Raw genomic sequence first — 15,291 nt, 5'->3', positions numbered from 1 at the left:
GAACCCGGCGAGCGCTGGACCCACCGACACCCTGGAGAGGGCCATGAGTCTGTTGCGTGTGCTCGGCCGCCCCATGCTGGCCTCGATGTTCCTCGCGGGCGGCCTGAACTCCGTCCGCGACCCCAAAGAGGTCGCCGACGCCGCCGAGCCTGTCGTCCAACCGGTCACCGAACGCGTCTCGGCGCTGCCGGACCGCACCGAGCAGGTCGTACGGCTGAACGGCGCGGTGCAGGTCGTGGCGGGACTGATGCTGGCCACGGGACGCATGCCGCGTCCGGCCGCGCTCGCCATCGCGGCCACGCTGGTGCCCACGACGCTGGCGGGGCACCGCTTCTGGGAGGCGGAGGACCCCTCGGAGCGGGCCCAGCAGCGCATCCACTTCTTCAAGAACATGTCCATGCTCGGCGGACTGCTGATCGCCGCCGACGACACCGGCGCCCGCCCCTCGGTGCTGTGGCGCGGCACCCACGCCGCCCGCGGCCTGCGGCACGACGCGGGCCTGGTCCGGCGTTCCGTGCGCGCCACCGCGCGCCCGGCCGCCGCGGCCGGGCGGGTGCGGGCCAAGCTCCCCGCCTGAGCCCCCGGCGGGCCCGAACCGGACCGATCGCGCGTTAGCCCCTGGGGGCCCGGGGGACCCGGGGGCTGGAGGTGAAGGACATGGGACACGGAGGAAACGTCATCGACGAGCTGGTGACCGATCACCGCGAGGTCGAGGAGATGTTCGGCAGGATCGAGTCGCTGCCGTCCGGTCACCAGGACCGCAAGGTGTACGCGGACCAGGTCACGATCGAGCTGGTGCGGCACTCGGTGGCCGAGGAGGCCTACCTCTATCCGGCCGTACGCGAGCATGTGGCGGGCGGGGACGCCCTGGCCGACCAGGAGCTCCAGGACCACGCCACGGCCGAGCGGATCATGAAGGACCTGGAGGGCTGCGACGCGGGCGACGCGGACTTCGACCGCCTGATGGGCATGCTGATGAGCGAGATCCGCTCGCACATCGCGGACGAGGAGGGGAACCTCTTCCCGCGGCTGCGGCAGGCCTGTCCGATGGACACGCTCAACGAGCTGGGCGACAAGGTGCGCACGGCGAAGAAGACCGCCCCGACCCGGCCCCACCCGGCGGCTCCCGACAAGCCTCCGGCCAACAAGCTCCTGGCTCCCGGCACGGGGATGGTCGACCGGCTGCGTGACGCGCTGTCCGGCCGGGGGAAGTTCGAGTAACGCGCACACCACCGCACGAGAGAAGGGCCCGTCGCCTCGGCGACGGGCCCTTCTCCGTTTTCTGTGGCCGCCGTCACGCGACGCTCTGTGACCGCCGTCACGTGACGACGACCATGATCGACGACTGTGATCAACCACACTCGCGGCCCCAAATCCCTCCGAGCCGCAGGCATTTGAGATGTGCAGGAGTCGTGGACGAGGTGTGGACGGAAACGACTCGGGGTGCCCCTCTGTCACGATGGTCGGCGCCGTATCCCGGCGAGGAGAGCCACCGCGCAGCGCAGCCGGTGCCTCTCGTTCTCCTCGCCCCCTCCTGCTGAGTCCTCCGACTCGTCTTGCGAGTACCGCACTGTGTCTTCCTCGCCCTCCCCTGCCCAGCTCGCCCAGCCCGCCTCGCACTCGCCCTGGCGGTCGCTGAGGTACCGCAGCATGCGCTGGTGGTCCGTAGCGAACTTCGTCTCCAACGCCGGTACGTGGATGCAGCTCACGGTGCAGAACCTGCTGGTCCTCCAGATCACCGGGTCCGCCGCCGCGACCGGCCTGTCCATGTCCGTGCAGGCGGCACCCGCTCTGCTGATGAGCGTCCTGGGCGGCGCGGCCGTCGACCGGTGGCCCCGGAAGCTGACGGCCGCCGTGAGCCAGGCGCTGCTCGGCGCGATCGCGTTCACGACGGCCGTCCTCGTGGCACTGGACCGGCTCGACATGACCTCGCTGATGGTGCTGGCCGCCGTCACGGGTGTCGTCGCGACCGTCGACAACCCGGCGTGCGCGCTGCTGGGCAACGACCTGGTTCCGGCGGAGGACGTGCCCTCGGCCATCGGGGTCGGGGCGCTGGTGCACCAGTCGGGCCGGCTCGTGGGAGCGGCTCTCGCGGGTGTGGCGGTCGGGTTCCTCGGCACGTCCGCCGCGTACTTCGCGAACGGGCTGTCGTTCCTGTTCGTGGCCTCGGTCATCCCGTTCTTGCGCCCGGCGGCCGGAGCGGTCCGGCACGTCGCCACGGGCGGCAAGCGCACCGGCTCCGACCTGACCGTGCGCGAGGGGCTGGCCTTCTTCGCGCGCCGGCCGCGGCTGGTCGCGCTCGCCGGTGTGACCGGGATCAGCGCGGTGTTCGGCCGCAACTACGGGCTCACCCTGGCCGTGCTCGTCACCGGGCCCCTGGCGGGCGGAGCCGGTTCCTTCGGCACGGTGTCGACCGTGCTCGCGATCGGCGGCATCCTCGGCGCGGTGCTCGGTGCCCGGCTGCGCCGGCCGTCGGTGCGGCTCGTGGGCGCGCTGGCGGCTGCCGGGGGGCTGCTCCAGGTGGTGGCGGGGCTGTCGCCGTCGCTGGTGGTGCTGATCGCGCTGGTGCTGCCGATGGCCGTGGTGGAGTCCGTCTCCGACACCGCCGGCACGGCCGTCCTCCAGACCGACCCGCCCGCCCACCTGCGCGGACGCGTACTGGGCGTGTGGGGCAGCATCGGCACGGTGTGGAGCCTGGGCGGTCCGCCCGCCCTCGGCCTGCTCATGGAACTGGCCGGGGCCCGCGGTGCCCTGGTCACCGGCGGGCTGCTCATCGCCGGGACGATCGGGGCGGGCTACCTGCTGCGGCAGCGCCGTGCCGCGACCCCGGTGGTGCTCCGCACGGAGGAGGGCGACGTGCCGGCCCTGAGCAAGGCGGCCTGACCGGCCTCACCAGGGGCTCCTGTCAGGACCCCGACGGCCTGAGCGCCCCTGCCACCGCCTTCGCCGCCCTGCGGGTCAGCAGGGTCGTGGAGCGGCCGTCGAGGTACGGCAGGACGACGGCCTGGCCGCCCCAGCTCCGCAGGACCTCCGCCTCAGGCAGGTCCTGGACGGAGTAGTCGCCGCCCTTGACCCAGACGTCCGGGCGCAGCCGGGCCAGGACCGCCTCGGGGGTGTCCTCCTCGAAGACCACGACCGCGTCGACGCTGCCGAGGGCGGCGAGGACGCGGGCCCGGTCGGCCGCCGGGTTGAGCGGGCGCCCCGGGCCCTTGCGGCGGGTGACGGACGCGTCGGAGTTCAGGCACACGATGAGGCAGTCGCCGATGCGCCGGGCGCTCTCCAGCAGGCCGACGTGCCCGGCGTGCACCAGGTCGAAGCAGCCGCCGGTGGCGACCACGGTGCCGCCGCGGGCCCGGACGCTCTCCGCGAGGCCGAACGCGTCGGTCGCGGGGTCGTCCGCGGGGCCCGGCGCCGGCTGGGTCCGCCACAGGTCGGGGTTGCCCGCGCCGCCCGCCGCGACGAACGCGGCCGCCTCCGCCACGGCCCGTTGCAGCGCCTCCTCCGGGAGCAGGCCGTCGGCGAGGGCCGCCGCCGTCGTCGCCGCGAAGCAGTCGCCCGCGCCGCAGGGGTCACCGGCGGCCCGGTAGGGCACGGGGACCAGCATCGGCGTACCGGAGCCGGGCCGGGCCAGCAGGACGCCCCGGTCGCCGAGGGTGACGGCGACGCCCGCCGCGCGCCAGCGCTCCGCGAGCCGCGCCCCGCGCTCGGCGTACTCGCCCAGTGATGTCCCGCCGGAGCCGGGGTGCAGGGCGCGTGCCTCCGCCGCGTTGGGGGTGACCAGCCGTGCTCCGGGCACGGGCGGGTCGCCCTGGGGGTGCGGGTCCCACACCAGGGGTGTGCGGCGGGCGATGTCCTCCAGGTACGGCCGCAGGGCGCCCGCGGTGTGGCGGCCGTAGTCGGCGACCAGGACGGCGTGCGCGTTCGCCAGGGCGGCGCGGACCGCGTCGTCCGGTTCGCCGGGGGTGCCGCCGCCCCGGTCGATGCGGACGACGGGCCGGCCGCCCGCCAGGACCCGGGTCTTCACCGGTAGCGTGCCCTTCAGCGGGATCTCCAGCAGCCGGACCCGGCCGCGCAGGTCGCGCCGTACGGCCTCGCTGGCGTCGTCGTCGCCGAGTGCGGTCACCAGGACCACGTCCCGGCCGCCGCGGGCCGCGAGGGCGGCGGCCAGTCCGGCCCCGCCGGGGTGCCGCCGGTCGCCGGTGACGTCGACGACGGGTGCGGGGGCGTCCGGGGAGAGCCGGATGGAGACGCCTTCGATGTCCTCGTCGAGGAGGGCGTCCCCGACGACGGCGAGCGGTTTCGGCCCGGTCATGGCGTGCTCCCGTGGGTGAGGACCGTGCGGCGTGCGAGGGGCGTGGACACGGCCGTGTCGAAGCACTCGCAGAGCAGGTGGACGGCGACGAGATGGGTCTCCTGGACGGTCGCGGTGCTGTCCGCGTCGATGCACAGGGCGTCGTGGGCGGCTTCCGCCAGGGGGTTCGGGCCGCGTCCGGTGAGCGCCCACACGCGCAGTCCGGCCTGCCGGGCGGTCACGGCCGCGGCGATGAGGTTGGCGCTGCGGCCGGAGGTGGACAGCAGCATCAGGATGTCGCCGGGGCGGCCGTGGGCGGTGACCTGGCGGGCGTAGACGTGGTCGAAGCCGTAGTCGTTGCCGATGGCGGTCACGCTGGAGGTCTCGGCGTGCAGGGCGAGCGCGGAGTAGGCGCGGCGCTCCTGGCGGTAGCGGCCGACGAGTTCGGCGGTGAGGTGCTGGGCCTGGGCGGCGCTGCCGCCGTTGCCCGCGGCGAGCAGCCGGCCGCCGCCGGTGAGGACGTCGGCGAGCCGGCCGCCCCAGTCCGCGATCCGGTCCAGGCCGTGCCGGCGGAACCGGCCGAGTGCCTCCTCCAGCGACTCGCAGTGCCGACGCGCGGCGTCGAGGGCGGGGTGTGCGGGGAGTTCGTCCATGCGGATCGGGCGTGCCGCCGCGGGGGTGGCGGCGGGCCCACACCTCCTTCGGGCTCTGGGCGGGGCGCGGGCCGGTTCAGCCGGCGCCGGTCGCGGCGGGCTCGGCGTCGAGGACCTCGCAGTAGGCCGCCTCGGTGGCCGCGGCGACCCGGCCCCAGCCGTACCGGCTCAGGACCCTGCGGCGGCCGGCCGCCCCGCAGGCCGCGCGGGCCGCCGGGTCGGCGAGCAGTCCGGCGACGGCACGGGCCAGGGCCTGGGGGTCGCGGGGCGGCACCAGCCGTCCGGTGCCCGGGTCGGCGACGGTGTCGAGCTGCCCGCCGACCGCGCTGGCCACGACGGGCACGCCGCAGGCCATGGCCTCCAGCGGGACGATGCCGAAGGGCTCGTAGTCGGCGGGGCACACCACCACGTCGGCGGAGCGCAGCAGCGCGGGCACGTCCTCGCTGGCCACGGCGCCGGTGAAGCGGACCCGGTCGGCGACGCCGGCGTCCCGGGCGATGCCGCGCAGCCGGCGCACCTCCGGGTCGTCGTCGAGCCGGTCGGCGGGCGGCCCGCCGACCACGACCAGCTCGGTGCCGGGCAGCCGGGCCAGCGCGGCGACGGTGACGGCAGCGCCCTTGCGCGGCACGAGGCGGCCCAGCTGGAGCAGCCGGTGCGGGTGCGGTCCGCGGGGCGCGGCCGGGCCCTTGGGGGTGAACCGGTCGGTGTCGACGCCGCACGGCACGATGCCGACCTTGTGCGGGGGTATGCCCATGCGGGCCAGTTCGACGGCCTCGTCGCGGCAGGTGGCGATGACCCGGTCGCAGCCCAGCCCGATCTCGATCTCGCCGGGGATCCGCTCCGGCGGGCTTGTGTCGGCGAGCCGCTGGTGCCGCTTCTTCACCGTGCCGAGGGCGTGGTACGTGTGCAGCAGGGGCAGGTCCCGCGCGCGGGTCGCGCGCAGGGCGGCCAGGCCCGACATCCAGTAGTGCGAGTGCACGAGGTCGGGGGCGCGGGTGCGCCAGCTGCGGGCCAGGTAGCGGCCGAACTCGGCCATGTACGGCAGGAGCGCGTCCTTGGGGAGCGGCTCGGCCGGCCCGGCGGGCACGTGGTGCACCTCGACGCCGTCGCGCAGCTCCACCCGGCAGGGCAGGTCGGACGCGTCGCGGCGGGTGTAGACGGTGACGCGGTGGCCCCGGTCGGCGAGTGCGCCGGCGAGGCTGGCGACGTGCACGTTCTGCCCGCCGGCGTCGACCCCGCCGAGCGCGGCGAGCGGGCTGGCGTGCTCCGAGACGAGCGCGATCGCCAGGACGCCCGGGTCGAGGGGGTCGCCGCCGAGCGGTCCGGTGGGGAAGGGGCTGAGGGACGGGGTCATGAGCACACCTCCGTGAACAGGCGCTCCCAGTCGGCCAGGAAGCGCTTGAGCCCGTAGCGCTGGAGGGCCGCCTGCCGGGCCCGGGCCCCGTCCGCGGCCGCGGCCTCGGGTTCGTGGAGGTAGCGGCGGGCGGCGCGGGCCAGGACGTCGGGTCGGGTGGAGAGGGTGCCCGCGCCGGGCGGGACGGCCTCGACGGCCTCGGTGGTGGCGAGCGCCAGCACGGGCAGGCCGAGGTGCATCGCCTCCAGCAGGGACAGGCCGAGGGAGGTCCAGCGCACCGGGTGCAGGTACATGCGGCGTTCGGCCAGGGCCGTGTGCAGGTCGCCCTGGGCCAGGTCGGCGGTGCGGCACCGGTCGGGCAGCAGGCCGAGGTGCCCGGCCAGGCCCTCGGTGCCCATGCCGAACACGTCGAGCGGCACCGCCTCGGCCAGGGCGGGCAGCAGGTCCGTGCCGGTGTACCGGGCGCGCCGCACGGGTTCGTTGACGACGACGGCGGCGCGGGCGAGCCGCCCGGTGTAGCGGTGGCCGGGGTCGACGACGCCGTGCTCGACGACCTCGGTGCGGGTGCTGCCGCAGTCCCAGAACAGCCGGTTGAAGTGGGTGACGTGCACGATCGTCAGGTCGGTGCGGTCGGCGCACGGGTGGCGGGTGTCCGGTACGTCGCCGTCGGGCGCGTTGTGCTCCAGGTACAGCGCGGGCACGTCCCGGCCGGGGCGGCGCCCGCCGAGCCACCGTTCGGCCAGCTCGATCTCGTGCGGGCGTTGCAGCAGCACCAGGTCGACGGGCGTGTCGCGGAGTTCCTCGGGGGTGGCCTCGCGGACCGAGGCGGGCCAGGGGAAGGTGCGGGCCCGGCCGAGGCCGTCCGGGTCGCGGCCGGGGGTGACGGGGACGAGGTAGGTGTGCGGTCCCTGGACGAACGCGGTCGTCCAGGAGCCGTGCACGTGCCACAGCAGGATGTTCATACGGTCGCTCCTCGCTCCGTGTGTTCGCCCTGGTCCGCCGGGTCGTCCGTGAGGGCCGCCACGGCCGCGAGCACCTCGGCGTCGGCGATGGCGTCGAGGCAGGGGTGTCCGGGTACGGGGCAGTGCCGGGCCCGGGTGTCCGCGCACGCGGCGTGCGGGTCGCCGAGCAGGATGTGCGGGACGCCGTAGGGGGCCCAGCGCTCGGCGGGCACGACCGGGGCGAAGAGGCTGACGACGGGCGTGCCGACGGCGGCGGCGAGATGGGCCGGGCCGGTGTTCCCGGCCACCACGACCCGCGCTCCGGCCAGGACTCCGGCCAGTTGGGGCAGGTCGGTGGCGCCGCCGAGGTCCAGCGCGTGCCGTCCGGCGACCCGCGCGGTCAGCTCCCGCTCGGCGCGGCCGCCGGTGACGACGACCCGGTACCCCTCGGCGGACAGCGCGGCTACGGCCCGGGCCGCCCGCCCGGGGCTCCAGGCCCGCGCGGGCACGGCGGCGCCGGGGTGGACGACGACGTACGGCTCGGGCCCGGTGAGGCGGGTGGTGCGGGGCGGCGCGGTGACGCGGAGCCGGCCGTCGTCGCCGGGCGGCAGCGCGAAGCCCGCCGCCCGCGCCAGGTCGAGGGCGGCGAGGGCCTCGTGCCGGTGCGGCAGTCTGCGGTGCCGCAGGTCGAGGAGCGCGCCCGGGTAGTCCTCGCAGTCGGCGGCGGTCCAGCCGATCCCGGCGAGCTTCAGCAGCAGGGCGGCGGGCAGCGGGCTCTGGTGGTACGACACGAGGACGAGCGCGCGGTCGAAGCGGCCTGCCGTGAGCGTCTCCATCAGCCGCCGGGTGGCCGCCCGCGTCACCGGCGGGGGTTCCGGCCCGACCCACGGGGCGTCGTGGGTCAGCACCTCGTCCACGCCGGGCAGCATCCGCCCGGCCGCCTCGCCCTGTGGCCCGCACAGCAGCGCGGTGTACGACGATCCGGCCGCCACGGCGCGTACGGCGGGACCGGCCAGGAGGACGTCCCCGGCGCTGTCGAGGCGGACCACGAGGGTGCGGGGCGGACGGCTGCGGGACGGGAGGGACGTCATCGCGCCTCCCCCGCCGGCACGGCCGAGTCGAGGGCGAGGCGTACCGCCTCCGGCAGGTCCGATGCCGTGGCGCCGGCCTCCGTGACCTCCTCGGGCCGGGTGACCGCCGTGGGAACCAGGACACCACGGGCCCCCGCGGCCCACGCGGCCTCCACGTCCGCCCCGATGTCCCCGATGACGACGGTGCGTTCGGGCGGGACGGCGAGCCTGCGGCACGCGGCCAGGACCAGGCCGGGGGCCGGTTTGCGGCAGCCGCAGCCGTCCCTGGGCCCGTGCGGGCACACGGCCCAGACCGCGAACGGCCCGAGCAGTTCCTCCACCCGCAGGCGTACGTCCTCGACCTGGCGGCGGGTCAGCACGCCCCGGGCCACGCCCGACTGGTTGGTCACGACACCGACGGGCACCCCGGCGGCGCGCACGGCGTCGACGGCCTCCCGCGCGCCCGGCATGAGCGCGACGCGCGAGGGGTCCCCGTTGTAAGGGACGTCGGCGATGAGCGTGCCGTCGCGGTCGAAGAGGACGGCCGCGGGGAGCGAGCGGACGGGCTGGGGCGGCCGCACGCCGGTCGGCTCGTGCGCCGCGGGGAGCAGCCAGGGGCGGGTCATGACCGGAGCCGTTCCCGGACCGGCGGGCGGGGCGTGGGGGTCGGCTCCCCCGTCCCGGACGGGGTGTGCGGCCGGGCCGTGCGGTGCGCCAGTTGCCCGCGCAGCCAGTGCCAGGTCGCGGCGGGCGGGACGAGCGCGCTGGTCACGGCCATGGCGAGCACCTCGTCCCGGGTGCGCGGCCCGGGCAGGATCCGGGCGAGGGCGAACTCGGCGGTGCCGGCCAGCCAGGCGGCGGCGCAGGCCGCGGCCGGGCGGCGCAGGCCGAGCAGGGCGCAGCCGAGCGCCGTCACCCCGGCTCCGGTGACCGCCAGGTGCGCGGGCAGGCGCCCGCGGGGCGCCTCCGCCCGGCGCCACCAGTGGCGGCCGTGCAGCCGGGTCATCAGCACGTCGTCGGCGTTGCCGGCCTGGAGCCGGACGGAGATCCAGCGTCCGGCCGGCCGTACGGGGTGGGTGGTGGTGCGCCGGCCCCCGGTGAGGGTCCAGCCGGCGTCGAGCAGGCGCAGGGCGAGGTCGGCGTCCTCCCGGAAGGCGCGCCGGAAGCGTTCGTCGAAGCCGCCGACGGCCGCGAGCGCCGCCCGGCGGCAGGCCATGTCGGCGGTGATCCAGCGGGCCGTGGCGAGCCCGGCCGTGTTGCGTTCCCAGTCGGTCGGGCGGCGGTCGGGCGGCAGGGGGACCTCGATCCGGGCGGTGATGGCGGCGGTCCGGTCCGTGGCCGCGGCCAGGTCGAGGGTGAGGTCGTCGCCCCAGGTGGGCCCGGGTACGACGTCGTCGTCGAGGAAGACGATCCAGGGCACGTCGCCGGCCGCCCGCCAGCCGAGGTTGCGCGCGGCGGCGGGTCCGCGCGCCCCGCCGGGGACGACGACGGTGCGTGAGCGCAGGGACGGCGGGACGTCGGCGGTGAGGAAGGTGCGGTCCCGTTCGGGCCGGTCGTCGACGAGGACCACCCGGACCGGCCCCGGCCCGGTCGCCTCGGCGAGGGCGTGCAGACAGGTGCGCAGGCTGGGCCGGCCGAGGGTGGGGATCACGACGGCGTACTCGGCGTCCCGGGCGAGGGCGTCGGGATCGGTCATCGCGGGCCTCCGGCGTCGTCGCCGCGGAAGTCGGTGCGGAAGTCGGTGCGGAAGTCGGTACGGGAGTCGGAAAGGAAGTCGGAACGGGAGTCGGAAAGGAAGTCGGTGCGGAAGAGGTCGCCGCGCCGGATCGCGTACGGGCCGATGGCCAGCAGGTCGACGGGCGAGGAGCCGAAGCACTCCAGGGCGTCGCGGGGATCGTCGACCATGGGCCGGCCGGCGGTGTTGAGGCTGGTGTTGACGACCACGGGCAGCCCGGTGAGCCGCTCGAACTCGCCGAGCATCCGGGCGACCAGGGGTTCGCGGGCCGGGTCGACGGTCTGGATGCGGGCGGTGCCGTCGACGTGCACGACGGCCGGGATGCGGTCCCGCCACTCCGGGGCCACGTCGTGCACGAACAGCATGTAGGGGCTGGGCAGCGGGCCGTCGAAGATGTCGGCGGCGCGGTCGGCGAGGACCATCGGGGCGACGGGCCGGAACTGCTCGCGGCCCTTGACGTCGTTGAGCCGTTCCAGGTTGCCGGCGTGCCCGGGGTGGGCCAGAAGGGAGCGGTGGCCCAGCGCCCGAGGGCCGTACTCGGAGCGGCCCTGGAACCAGGCGACGATCCCGTTGTCCGCCAGGGCGCGGGCGACGGTGGCGGCGATGTCCGGGGGCCGCTCGAAGGGCACGGCCGCGGTCTTCAGCCAGGCGCCCAGCTCCGCGTCGGACCAGTCCCGGCCGAGGTCGGCGCCGGTCATGGGCTCGGGTTCGTCGCCCTCGCCGGCGGACAGCAGCAGGGCGCCGCCCAGGGCGGTACCGGCGTCACCGGCGGCGGGCTGCACCCACACCCGGGAGAAGGGGCCCTCGCGGGCGATACGGGAGTTGGCGACGCAGTTGAGGGCGACGCCCCCGGCGAGGGTGAGCACCTGGTCGTGGGTCCGCCCGTGCAGCCAGCGCACCAGGTCGAGCAGGGTCTCCTCCAGCACGGCCTGGGCGCTGGCGGCCACGTCGGCGTGGTCCTGCGTCCAGGGTTCGTCGGGCCCGCGCGGCGCGCACAGCTCGTGCCAGGGCACGCCGGTGGCGTGGAAGCCGCCGTCGCCGGTGGGGTACACGTGGCGGCGCAGTTCGGCGAGCATGCGCGGTCTGCCGTGGGAGGCGAGGGCCATCACCTTGAACTCGTCGGAGGAGCGCAGGAACCCGAGGTGTCCGGTGAGTTCCTCGTAGACCAGGCCGAGCGAGTGCGGGAGTTCCTGGGCGTGCAGCGCCTCCAGCCGGTCCCCGACGCGGCGAGCGGCGAGGTGGGAGGCGCGTTCGCCGCGGCCGTCCAGGACCAGGACGGAGGAGTTCCCGGCGTCCGGCGCGGCGAAGGCGCTGGAGGCGGCGTGGGCCATGTGGTGCGGTACGAAGCGGACGATGCCGGGGTCGAGCCCGGGCAGGGCCGTCCGCAGGAAGCCGGGCGCCTCGCGGGCGTAGGTCAGCCGCAGGTGGTCCCACGGGTCGTCCAGTCCCATCTCCTCGGCGGGCCGGGCGAGCGCCGGGTCGAAGGAGTAGGTGACCGCGTCGAGGTCCTGGGGGCGCAGCCCGGCCCGCTTCAGGCACCAGGCGGCGGCCTTCTCGGGCAGTTCCCAGGCGGAGAACGGCACGGGCCGCTTGCCGTGCTTGCGCCGGGAGAACCGCTCCTCCTCGGCGGCGGCGACGGTCCGCCCGTCGATCACCAGGGCGGCGGCGGGGTCGTGGAAGAGGGCGTTGATTCCGAGGATGCGCATGGGGGTGGCCGGCCTTTCGGCGAATGCTTCGGCGGTGCTCTTGGGCGGTGACGGGCGGTGATTCGGGCGGTGGGAAGAGAGACGGACGCGGCGCCGCGGGCGAACCCGGGCGGGGTCAGTCGTCGGTTCCGTCCTCGCGGAACCAGGCGATCGTGCGCCGCAGCCCCTCCTCGACGCGCACCTGCGGCTCCCAGCCGAGCTTGTCGCGGGCCAGCGTGATGTCGGGGCAGCGCACGGCCGGGTCGTCCACCGGGCGTTCGATGAAGCGGATCTCCGAGGGGGACCCGGCGAGTTCGACGACCAGCCGCGCCAGGTCGAGCATGGTGACCTCGGTGGGGTTGCCGATGTTGACGGGGCCGCGCATGCCGTGGGCGGCCGCCGCGAGGATGCCGCGGACGGTGTCGTCGACGTAGCACAGCGACCGGGTCTGGCGGCCGTCGCCGGTCACGGTGAGGGGCTCGCCGGCCAGGGCCTGCCGGACGAAGGTCGGCACCGCGCGTCCGTCGTGGCCGCGCATCCGGGGGCCGTAGGTGTTGAACAGCCGCACGATGCAGGTGTCGGTGCCGTGGGTCTCGGCGTGCGCGGTGGTCAGCGCCTCGCCGAAGCGCTTGGCCTCGTCGTAGACGCTGCGCGGTCCGACGGGGTTGACGTTGCCCCAGTAGCGCTCGTCCTGGGGGTTCTGCTGCGGGTCGCCGTAGACCTCGGAGGTCGAGGCCAGGACGAAGCGGGCCCGGGCGGAGTGCGCGAGTTCCAGGGCGTTGCGGGTGCCGAGGCTGCCGGTCTCCATGGTGTGCAGGGGCAGCCGCAGGTAGTCGGCCGGGGACGCCGGGGAGGCGAAGTGCAGGACGAGGTCCGGCGGCCGCTTGATCCGCAGTCCCTCGGAGACGTTGGCCTGCACCAGGGTGAAGCCGGGCTGTTCGAGCAGCGGCGAGATGTTCTCGGGCCGGCCGGTGCTGAAGTCGTCCACGCAGGTGACGGCCGCGCCCGCGTCCAGCAGGGCGGCGCACAGATGGGAGCCGACGAACCCGGCGCCGCCGGTGACGACGGCGTGTTCCCAGCTCCGTGAGAGGGCGATGGTCATGGCGGTCTCTCCTCCGTCAGCGGCGTCACTGCCCGGCGCGACGGCCGTCGGAGGGTGGCCGGAGGCCGTCGAGCCCACGATCAGCGTCCGCCGACAGCGGAGGCGGGGCACGGTCGCTTACGGCAAACCGGTGAGTCACGGAGGGTGAGGAGTGCGGGCAGCGGGCCGTCCGCGCAGGTGGGAGGAGGCGGTCCGCGTCAGGCGATCAGCGTGCGGCCCGGGTTCAGGCGGTCGAGGAGCTGCGCGTGGTGCAGTGCGGACACGGGCGCGAGCAGGTCGGGGTGGCGCAGCAGGGCGGCGGCGCTGCGGTCGCTGTCGTCGGGTGCGACGAGCCGGCGGAACTCGGCCGGGGTGCCGGTGCTGTGGCCGCCCTCGGTGAGCGCGGCCACGGCCAGGGCGGCCAGCTCGGGTTCGGTGAGCAGACTGGCCGCCCAGCTCGCCACGACCTCGTCGACCCAGGTGCGCCAGGGGTGCGCGGCCAGGTCGTCGCCCAGGGCCGCGTCGGCGCCGGTGACCCAGTCGAGCCGCGCGGAGCCGCCGGGGCCCGCCATGCCGACCAGGGCGGCGTCCATCGCCGTCGGGTACCTGAGCCACGCCGCGACCGTCACGGCCTGCCGGGCCTGCACCTCGCACAGGGCGGAGGCCAGCGCCCCGCCGGACGCGGGGAAGGCGCGGGTCAGCCACTGGGCGGTCGCCGCGATGACCGGGGAGAGATCTGCTTGCACTGCCGGGCCGTCCGAAGGAGGGGAACGGGGATCTGGTCGTAGACGGTAGCCGCCGTTTCCCGGGCCCGGACGTGATCGGGGCCTCGTCCGTGACGTGGCCTCGGCCACATCGGCCGGGCCGAGTGGCGGGACACCGGTCCCGTTTCGCGGCAGAGGGGCCGGGCACCCGGCCCGCGTGCGCTTCCACGGACCCGAACCCGCCGGCCGGTCCCGGTCGCCGGTGCGTTCCCTGCGTTTCGACGGCTGGATCGCGGGGATCGGCACGGCCTCCGGTGCCCGCGTGGTGCTCGGGCACTGGGCGAGTTCGCCGTTCGGGCCGTTCAGCGACGTGATGGTCGAGGGGGCCGACGGGCGGCGGCTGCTGCTGGCGCCCTCGCGGGAGACGGCGGACTTCGTCGCCGGCACGTACGTCTTCGACGAGGTCCGGGTGGTACCCGTCCGGGTGCGGGTCACCGGCCGGCACTGGACCGTCTCCGCACCGCCGCTCGACCTGCGCTTCAGCACCGGCCGGAGGAACCTGGCGGGCCTCGCGCTGCGAACGGTGCCGGGCCGGCTCGCGACCCGGCCGGGCTGGATCGCGCTGTGGGACCGGCCCGCCCGGCTGCTGCTGGGTGCGGGCACCCACGGCAGCGCCCGGCCCGGCCGGCACCAGTGGTACGGCGCCCGGGACCTGCACCCGGTCACCTCGGCCGCCGCCGGCTACGAGGGCGGGAGTCTCGGCGCCCTCGCCCCGGTCGAGCCTCCCGTGCGGTTCGGGTCCGGCTCGGCACCCCGCAGTCCCTGTGTCGTGCGCGTCACCACGAGGGTGGCCGTGGAGCAGGGCCGGAGTACGACAGGAGCAGCGTCATGACGGAACAGCGAGCGGATGCGCCGGGCGCCCAGCGTGCCCCGGCCACGGACATGTCCCTGCTGGGCATCTACCTCAACGACCATCTCGCCGGCGCCACCGCCGGAACCGCGCGCGCTCGCTATCTGCTGCGCTCGTGCCGCGGTTCGGCGCTCGCCGACGCGCTGGCCCCGGTCACCGCCGGGATCGCCGAGGACCGCGAGAGCCTGCTCGGTGTCATGCGGCGGCTCGACGTCCCGGTGCGGCGCTACAAGGTCTACGCGGGCCGGGCGGCCGAGCAGGTGGGGCGGCTGAAGAGCAACGGCAGCCTGGTACGGCGGTCCCCGCTGAGCACGCTGTGGGAGCTGGAGGCGCTGCGGCTGGGGGTGGAGGGCAAGGCGGCGCTCTGGCAGACGCTCCGGAACCTGTCCGCCACGGACGAACGCCTCGACCCGGGGCAGCTCGACGAGCTCATCGCACGGGCCGGGCGGCAGCAGGCCACGCTGGAGGAACTGCGCCGCAAGCAGATCGGCGTCACCTTCCGCGAGGCCTGAGAGGGCGGGCCCGGACTCACCAGAACCTGCTGCTGAGGGCGGGCTGGTGGGCCAGTTGCACGGCGTCCCGCAGCCGCAGCGCGACGCTGATGGTGGCGCGCAGGGCGGAGGGGCGGACGGTCTGGGCGGTCTCGGTGGCGAGCACCAGCAGGCAGGCCGCCGCCTGCTCGACCACCGAGAGGGGGAGGATGAAGTCGCTGTCGGCGGCCGCGCGGAACGCCTTGAGCGGGATCGCGGCGCCGTCGATGGCCCGGCGCGCGGCCTGCTCCAGGTGCTGTGCGGCCTGTTCGCACACGGGGGCGGGCAGGGCGATGGTGCGCTGGAACGGTGAACTCGTCATGCCCCGACTGGTCCC

At 75.9% G+C, this 15,291-nt stretch carries 16 protein-coding genes; 5 read left to right on the top strand and 11 right to left on the bottom strand.

Annotated features, from left to right (window positions below):
• The first annotated feature begins 43 nt into the window (after positions 1-43).
• From IE255_RS33825 to IE255_RS33815, 3 genes are all read left to right on the top strand, one after another.
• Positions 44-577, top strand: a complete 534-nt coding sequence (locus tag IE255_RS33825; RefSeq protein WP_190054227.1) for a DoxX family protein — start codon at positions 44-46, stop codon at positions 575-577.
• Positions 578-657: 80 nt separating this feature from the next.
• A complete protein-coding gene (locus tag IE255_RS33820) occupies positions 658-1,221 on the top strand; it encodes a hemerythrin domain-containing protein (protein WP_190054226.1) in 564 nt (187 codons plus the stop codon).
• 351 nt (positions 1,222-1,572) lie between these two features.
• Positions 1,573-2,883, top strand: a complete 1,311-nt coding sequence (locus IE255_RS33815; protein WP_190054225.1) for an MFS transporter — start codon at positions 1,573-1,575, stop codon at positions 2,881-2,883.
• 22 nt (positions 2,884-2,905) lie between these two features.
• Here the strand turns inward: IE255_RS33815 and rfaE2 are convergent, their stop codons facing one another.
• From rfaE2 to IE255_RS33765, 10 genes are all read right to left on the bottom strand, one after another.
• Positions 2,906-4,312, bottom strand: coding sequence for a D-glycero-beta-D-manno-heptose 1-phosphate adenylyltransferase (gene rfaE2, locus IE255_RS33810; protein WP_190054224.1), 1,407 nt, complete (start codon positions 4,310-4,312; stop codon positions 2,906-2,908).
• Positions 4,309-4,944 (bottom strand): D-sedoheptulose-7-phosphate isomerase, encoded by a 636-nt coding sequence (locus IE255_RS33805; RefSeq protein WP_190054223.1) that lies wholly within the window; start codon positions 4,942-4,944, stop codon positions 4,309-4,311. The genes rfaE2 and IE255_RS33805 overlap by 4 nt, the downstream gene beginning before the upstream one ends.
• A gap of 76 nt (positions 4,945-5,020) precedes the next feature.
• Positions 5,021-6,298 (bottom strand): glycosyltransferase, encoded by a 1,278-nt coding sequence (locus IE255_RS33800; protein WP_190054222.1) that lies wholly within the window; start codon positions 6,296-6,298, stop codon positions 5,021-5,023.
• Positions 6,295-7,260 carry a glycosyltransferase gene (locus IE255_RS33795; RefSeq protein WP_190054221.1) on the bottom strand — a complete coding sequence of 322 codons (966 nt, stop codon included), beginning with the start codon at positions 7,258-7,260 and terminating at the stop codon, positions 6,295-6,297. Before IE255_RS33795 ends, IE255_RS33800 begins: the two co-directional genes overlap by 4 nt.
• Complete coding sequence (locus IE255_RS33790; protein WP_190054220.1) at positions 7,257-8,330, bottom strand: glycosyltransferase family 9 protein; 1,074 nt, start codon at positions 8,328-8,330, stop codon at positions 7,257-7,259. The genes IE255_RS33795 and IE255_RS33790 overlap by 4 nt, the downstream gene beginning before the upstream one ends.
• Positions 8,327-8,935: a D-glycero-alpha-D-manno-heptose-1,7-bisphosphate 7-phosphatase gene (locus tag IE255_RS33785; protein ID WP_190054219.1), complete on the bottom strand. Its 609-nt coding sequence runs from the start codon at positions 8,933-8,935 to the stop codon at positions 8,327-8,329. The genes IE255_RS33790 and IE255_RS33785 overlap by 4 nt, the downstream gene beginning before the upstream one ends.
• Entirely contained in the window at positions 8,932-10,005 is a 1,074-nt protein-coding gene (locus IE255_RS33780) for a glycosyltransferase family 2 protein (protein WP_190054218.1), read from the bottom strand. Before IE255_RS33780 ends, IE255_RS33785 begins: the two co-directional genes overlap by 4 nt.
• Positions 10,002-11,750 (bottom strand): carbamoyltransferase family protein, encoded by a 1,749-nt coding sequence (locus tag IE255_RS33775; protein WP_229906703.1) that lies wholly within the window; start codon positions 11,748-11,750, stop codon positions 10,002-10,004. Before IE255_RS33775 ends, IE255_RS33780 begins: the two co-directional genes overlap by 4 nt.
• 115 nt (positions 11,751-11,865) lie before the next feature.
• A complete protein-coding gene (locus IE255_RS33770) occupies positions 11,866-12,831 on the bottom strand; it encodes an NAD-dependent epimerase/dehydratase family protein (RefSeq protein WP_190054217.1) in 966 nt (321 codons plus the stop codon).
• Positions 12,832-13,028: 197 nt separating this feature from the next.
• Complete coding sequence (locus IE255_RS33765) at positions 13,029-13,556, bottom strand: hypothetical protein (protein WP_190054216.1); 528 nt, start codon at positions 13,554-13,556, stop codon at positions 13,029-13,031.
• Positions 13,557-13,776: 220 nt separating this feature from the next.
• Here IE255_RS33765 and IE255_RS33760 point away from each other — a divergent pair, with 220 nt between their 5' ends.
• A complete protein-coding gene (locus IE255_RS33760; RefSeq protein WP_190054215.1) occupies positions 13,777-14,406 on the top strand; it encodes a hypothetical protein in 630 nt (209 codons plus the stop codon).
• Positions 14,403-14,936, top strand: a complete 534-nt coding sequence (locus tag IE255_RS33755; RefSeq protein WP_190054214.1) for a hypothetical protein — start codon at positions 14,403-14,405, stop codon at positions 14,934-14,936. Before IE255_RS33760 ends, IE255_RS33755 begins: the two co-directional genes overlap by 4 nt.
• A 16-nt stretch (positions 14,937-14,952) precedes the next feature.
• On the opposite strand, the gene IE255_RS33750 is transcribed toward IE255_RS33755, so the two are convergent.
• Positions 14,953-15,276 (bottom strand): hypothetical protein, encoded by a 324-nt coding sequence (locus IE255_RS33750; RefSeq protein ID WP_190054213.1) that lies wholly within the window; start codon positions 15,274-15,276, stop codon positions 14,953-14,955.
• Between the last annotated feature and the right edge of the window lie 15 nt (positions 15,277-15,291).

Origin of the sequence: Streptomyces lomondensis, assembly GCF_014651035.1 — a bacterium.
Lineage (GTDB): Bacteria > Actinomycetota > Actinomycetes > Streptomycetales > Streptomycetaceae > Streptomyces > Streptomyces lomondensis.
The sequence above is the reverse complement of the archived record's forward strand: the minus strand, read 5'-3'. Positions and strand labels throughout refer to the sequence as shown.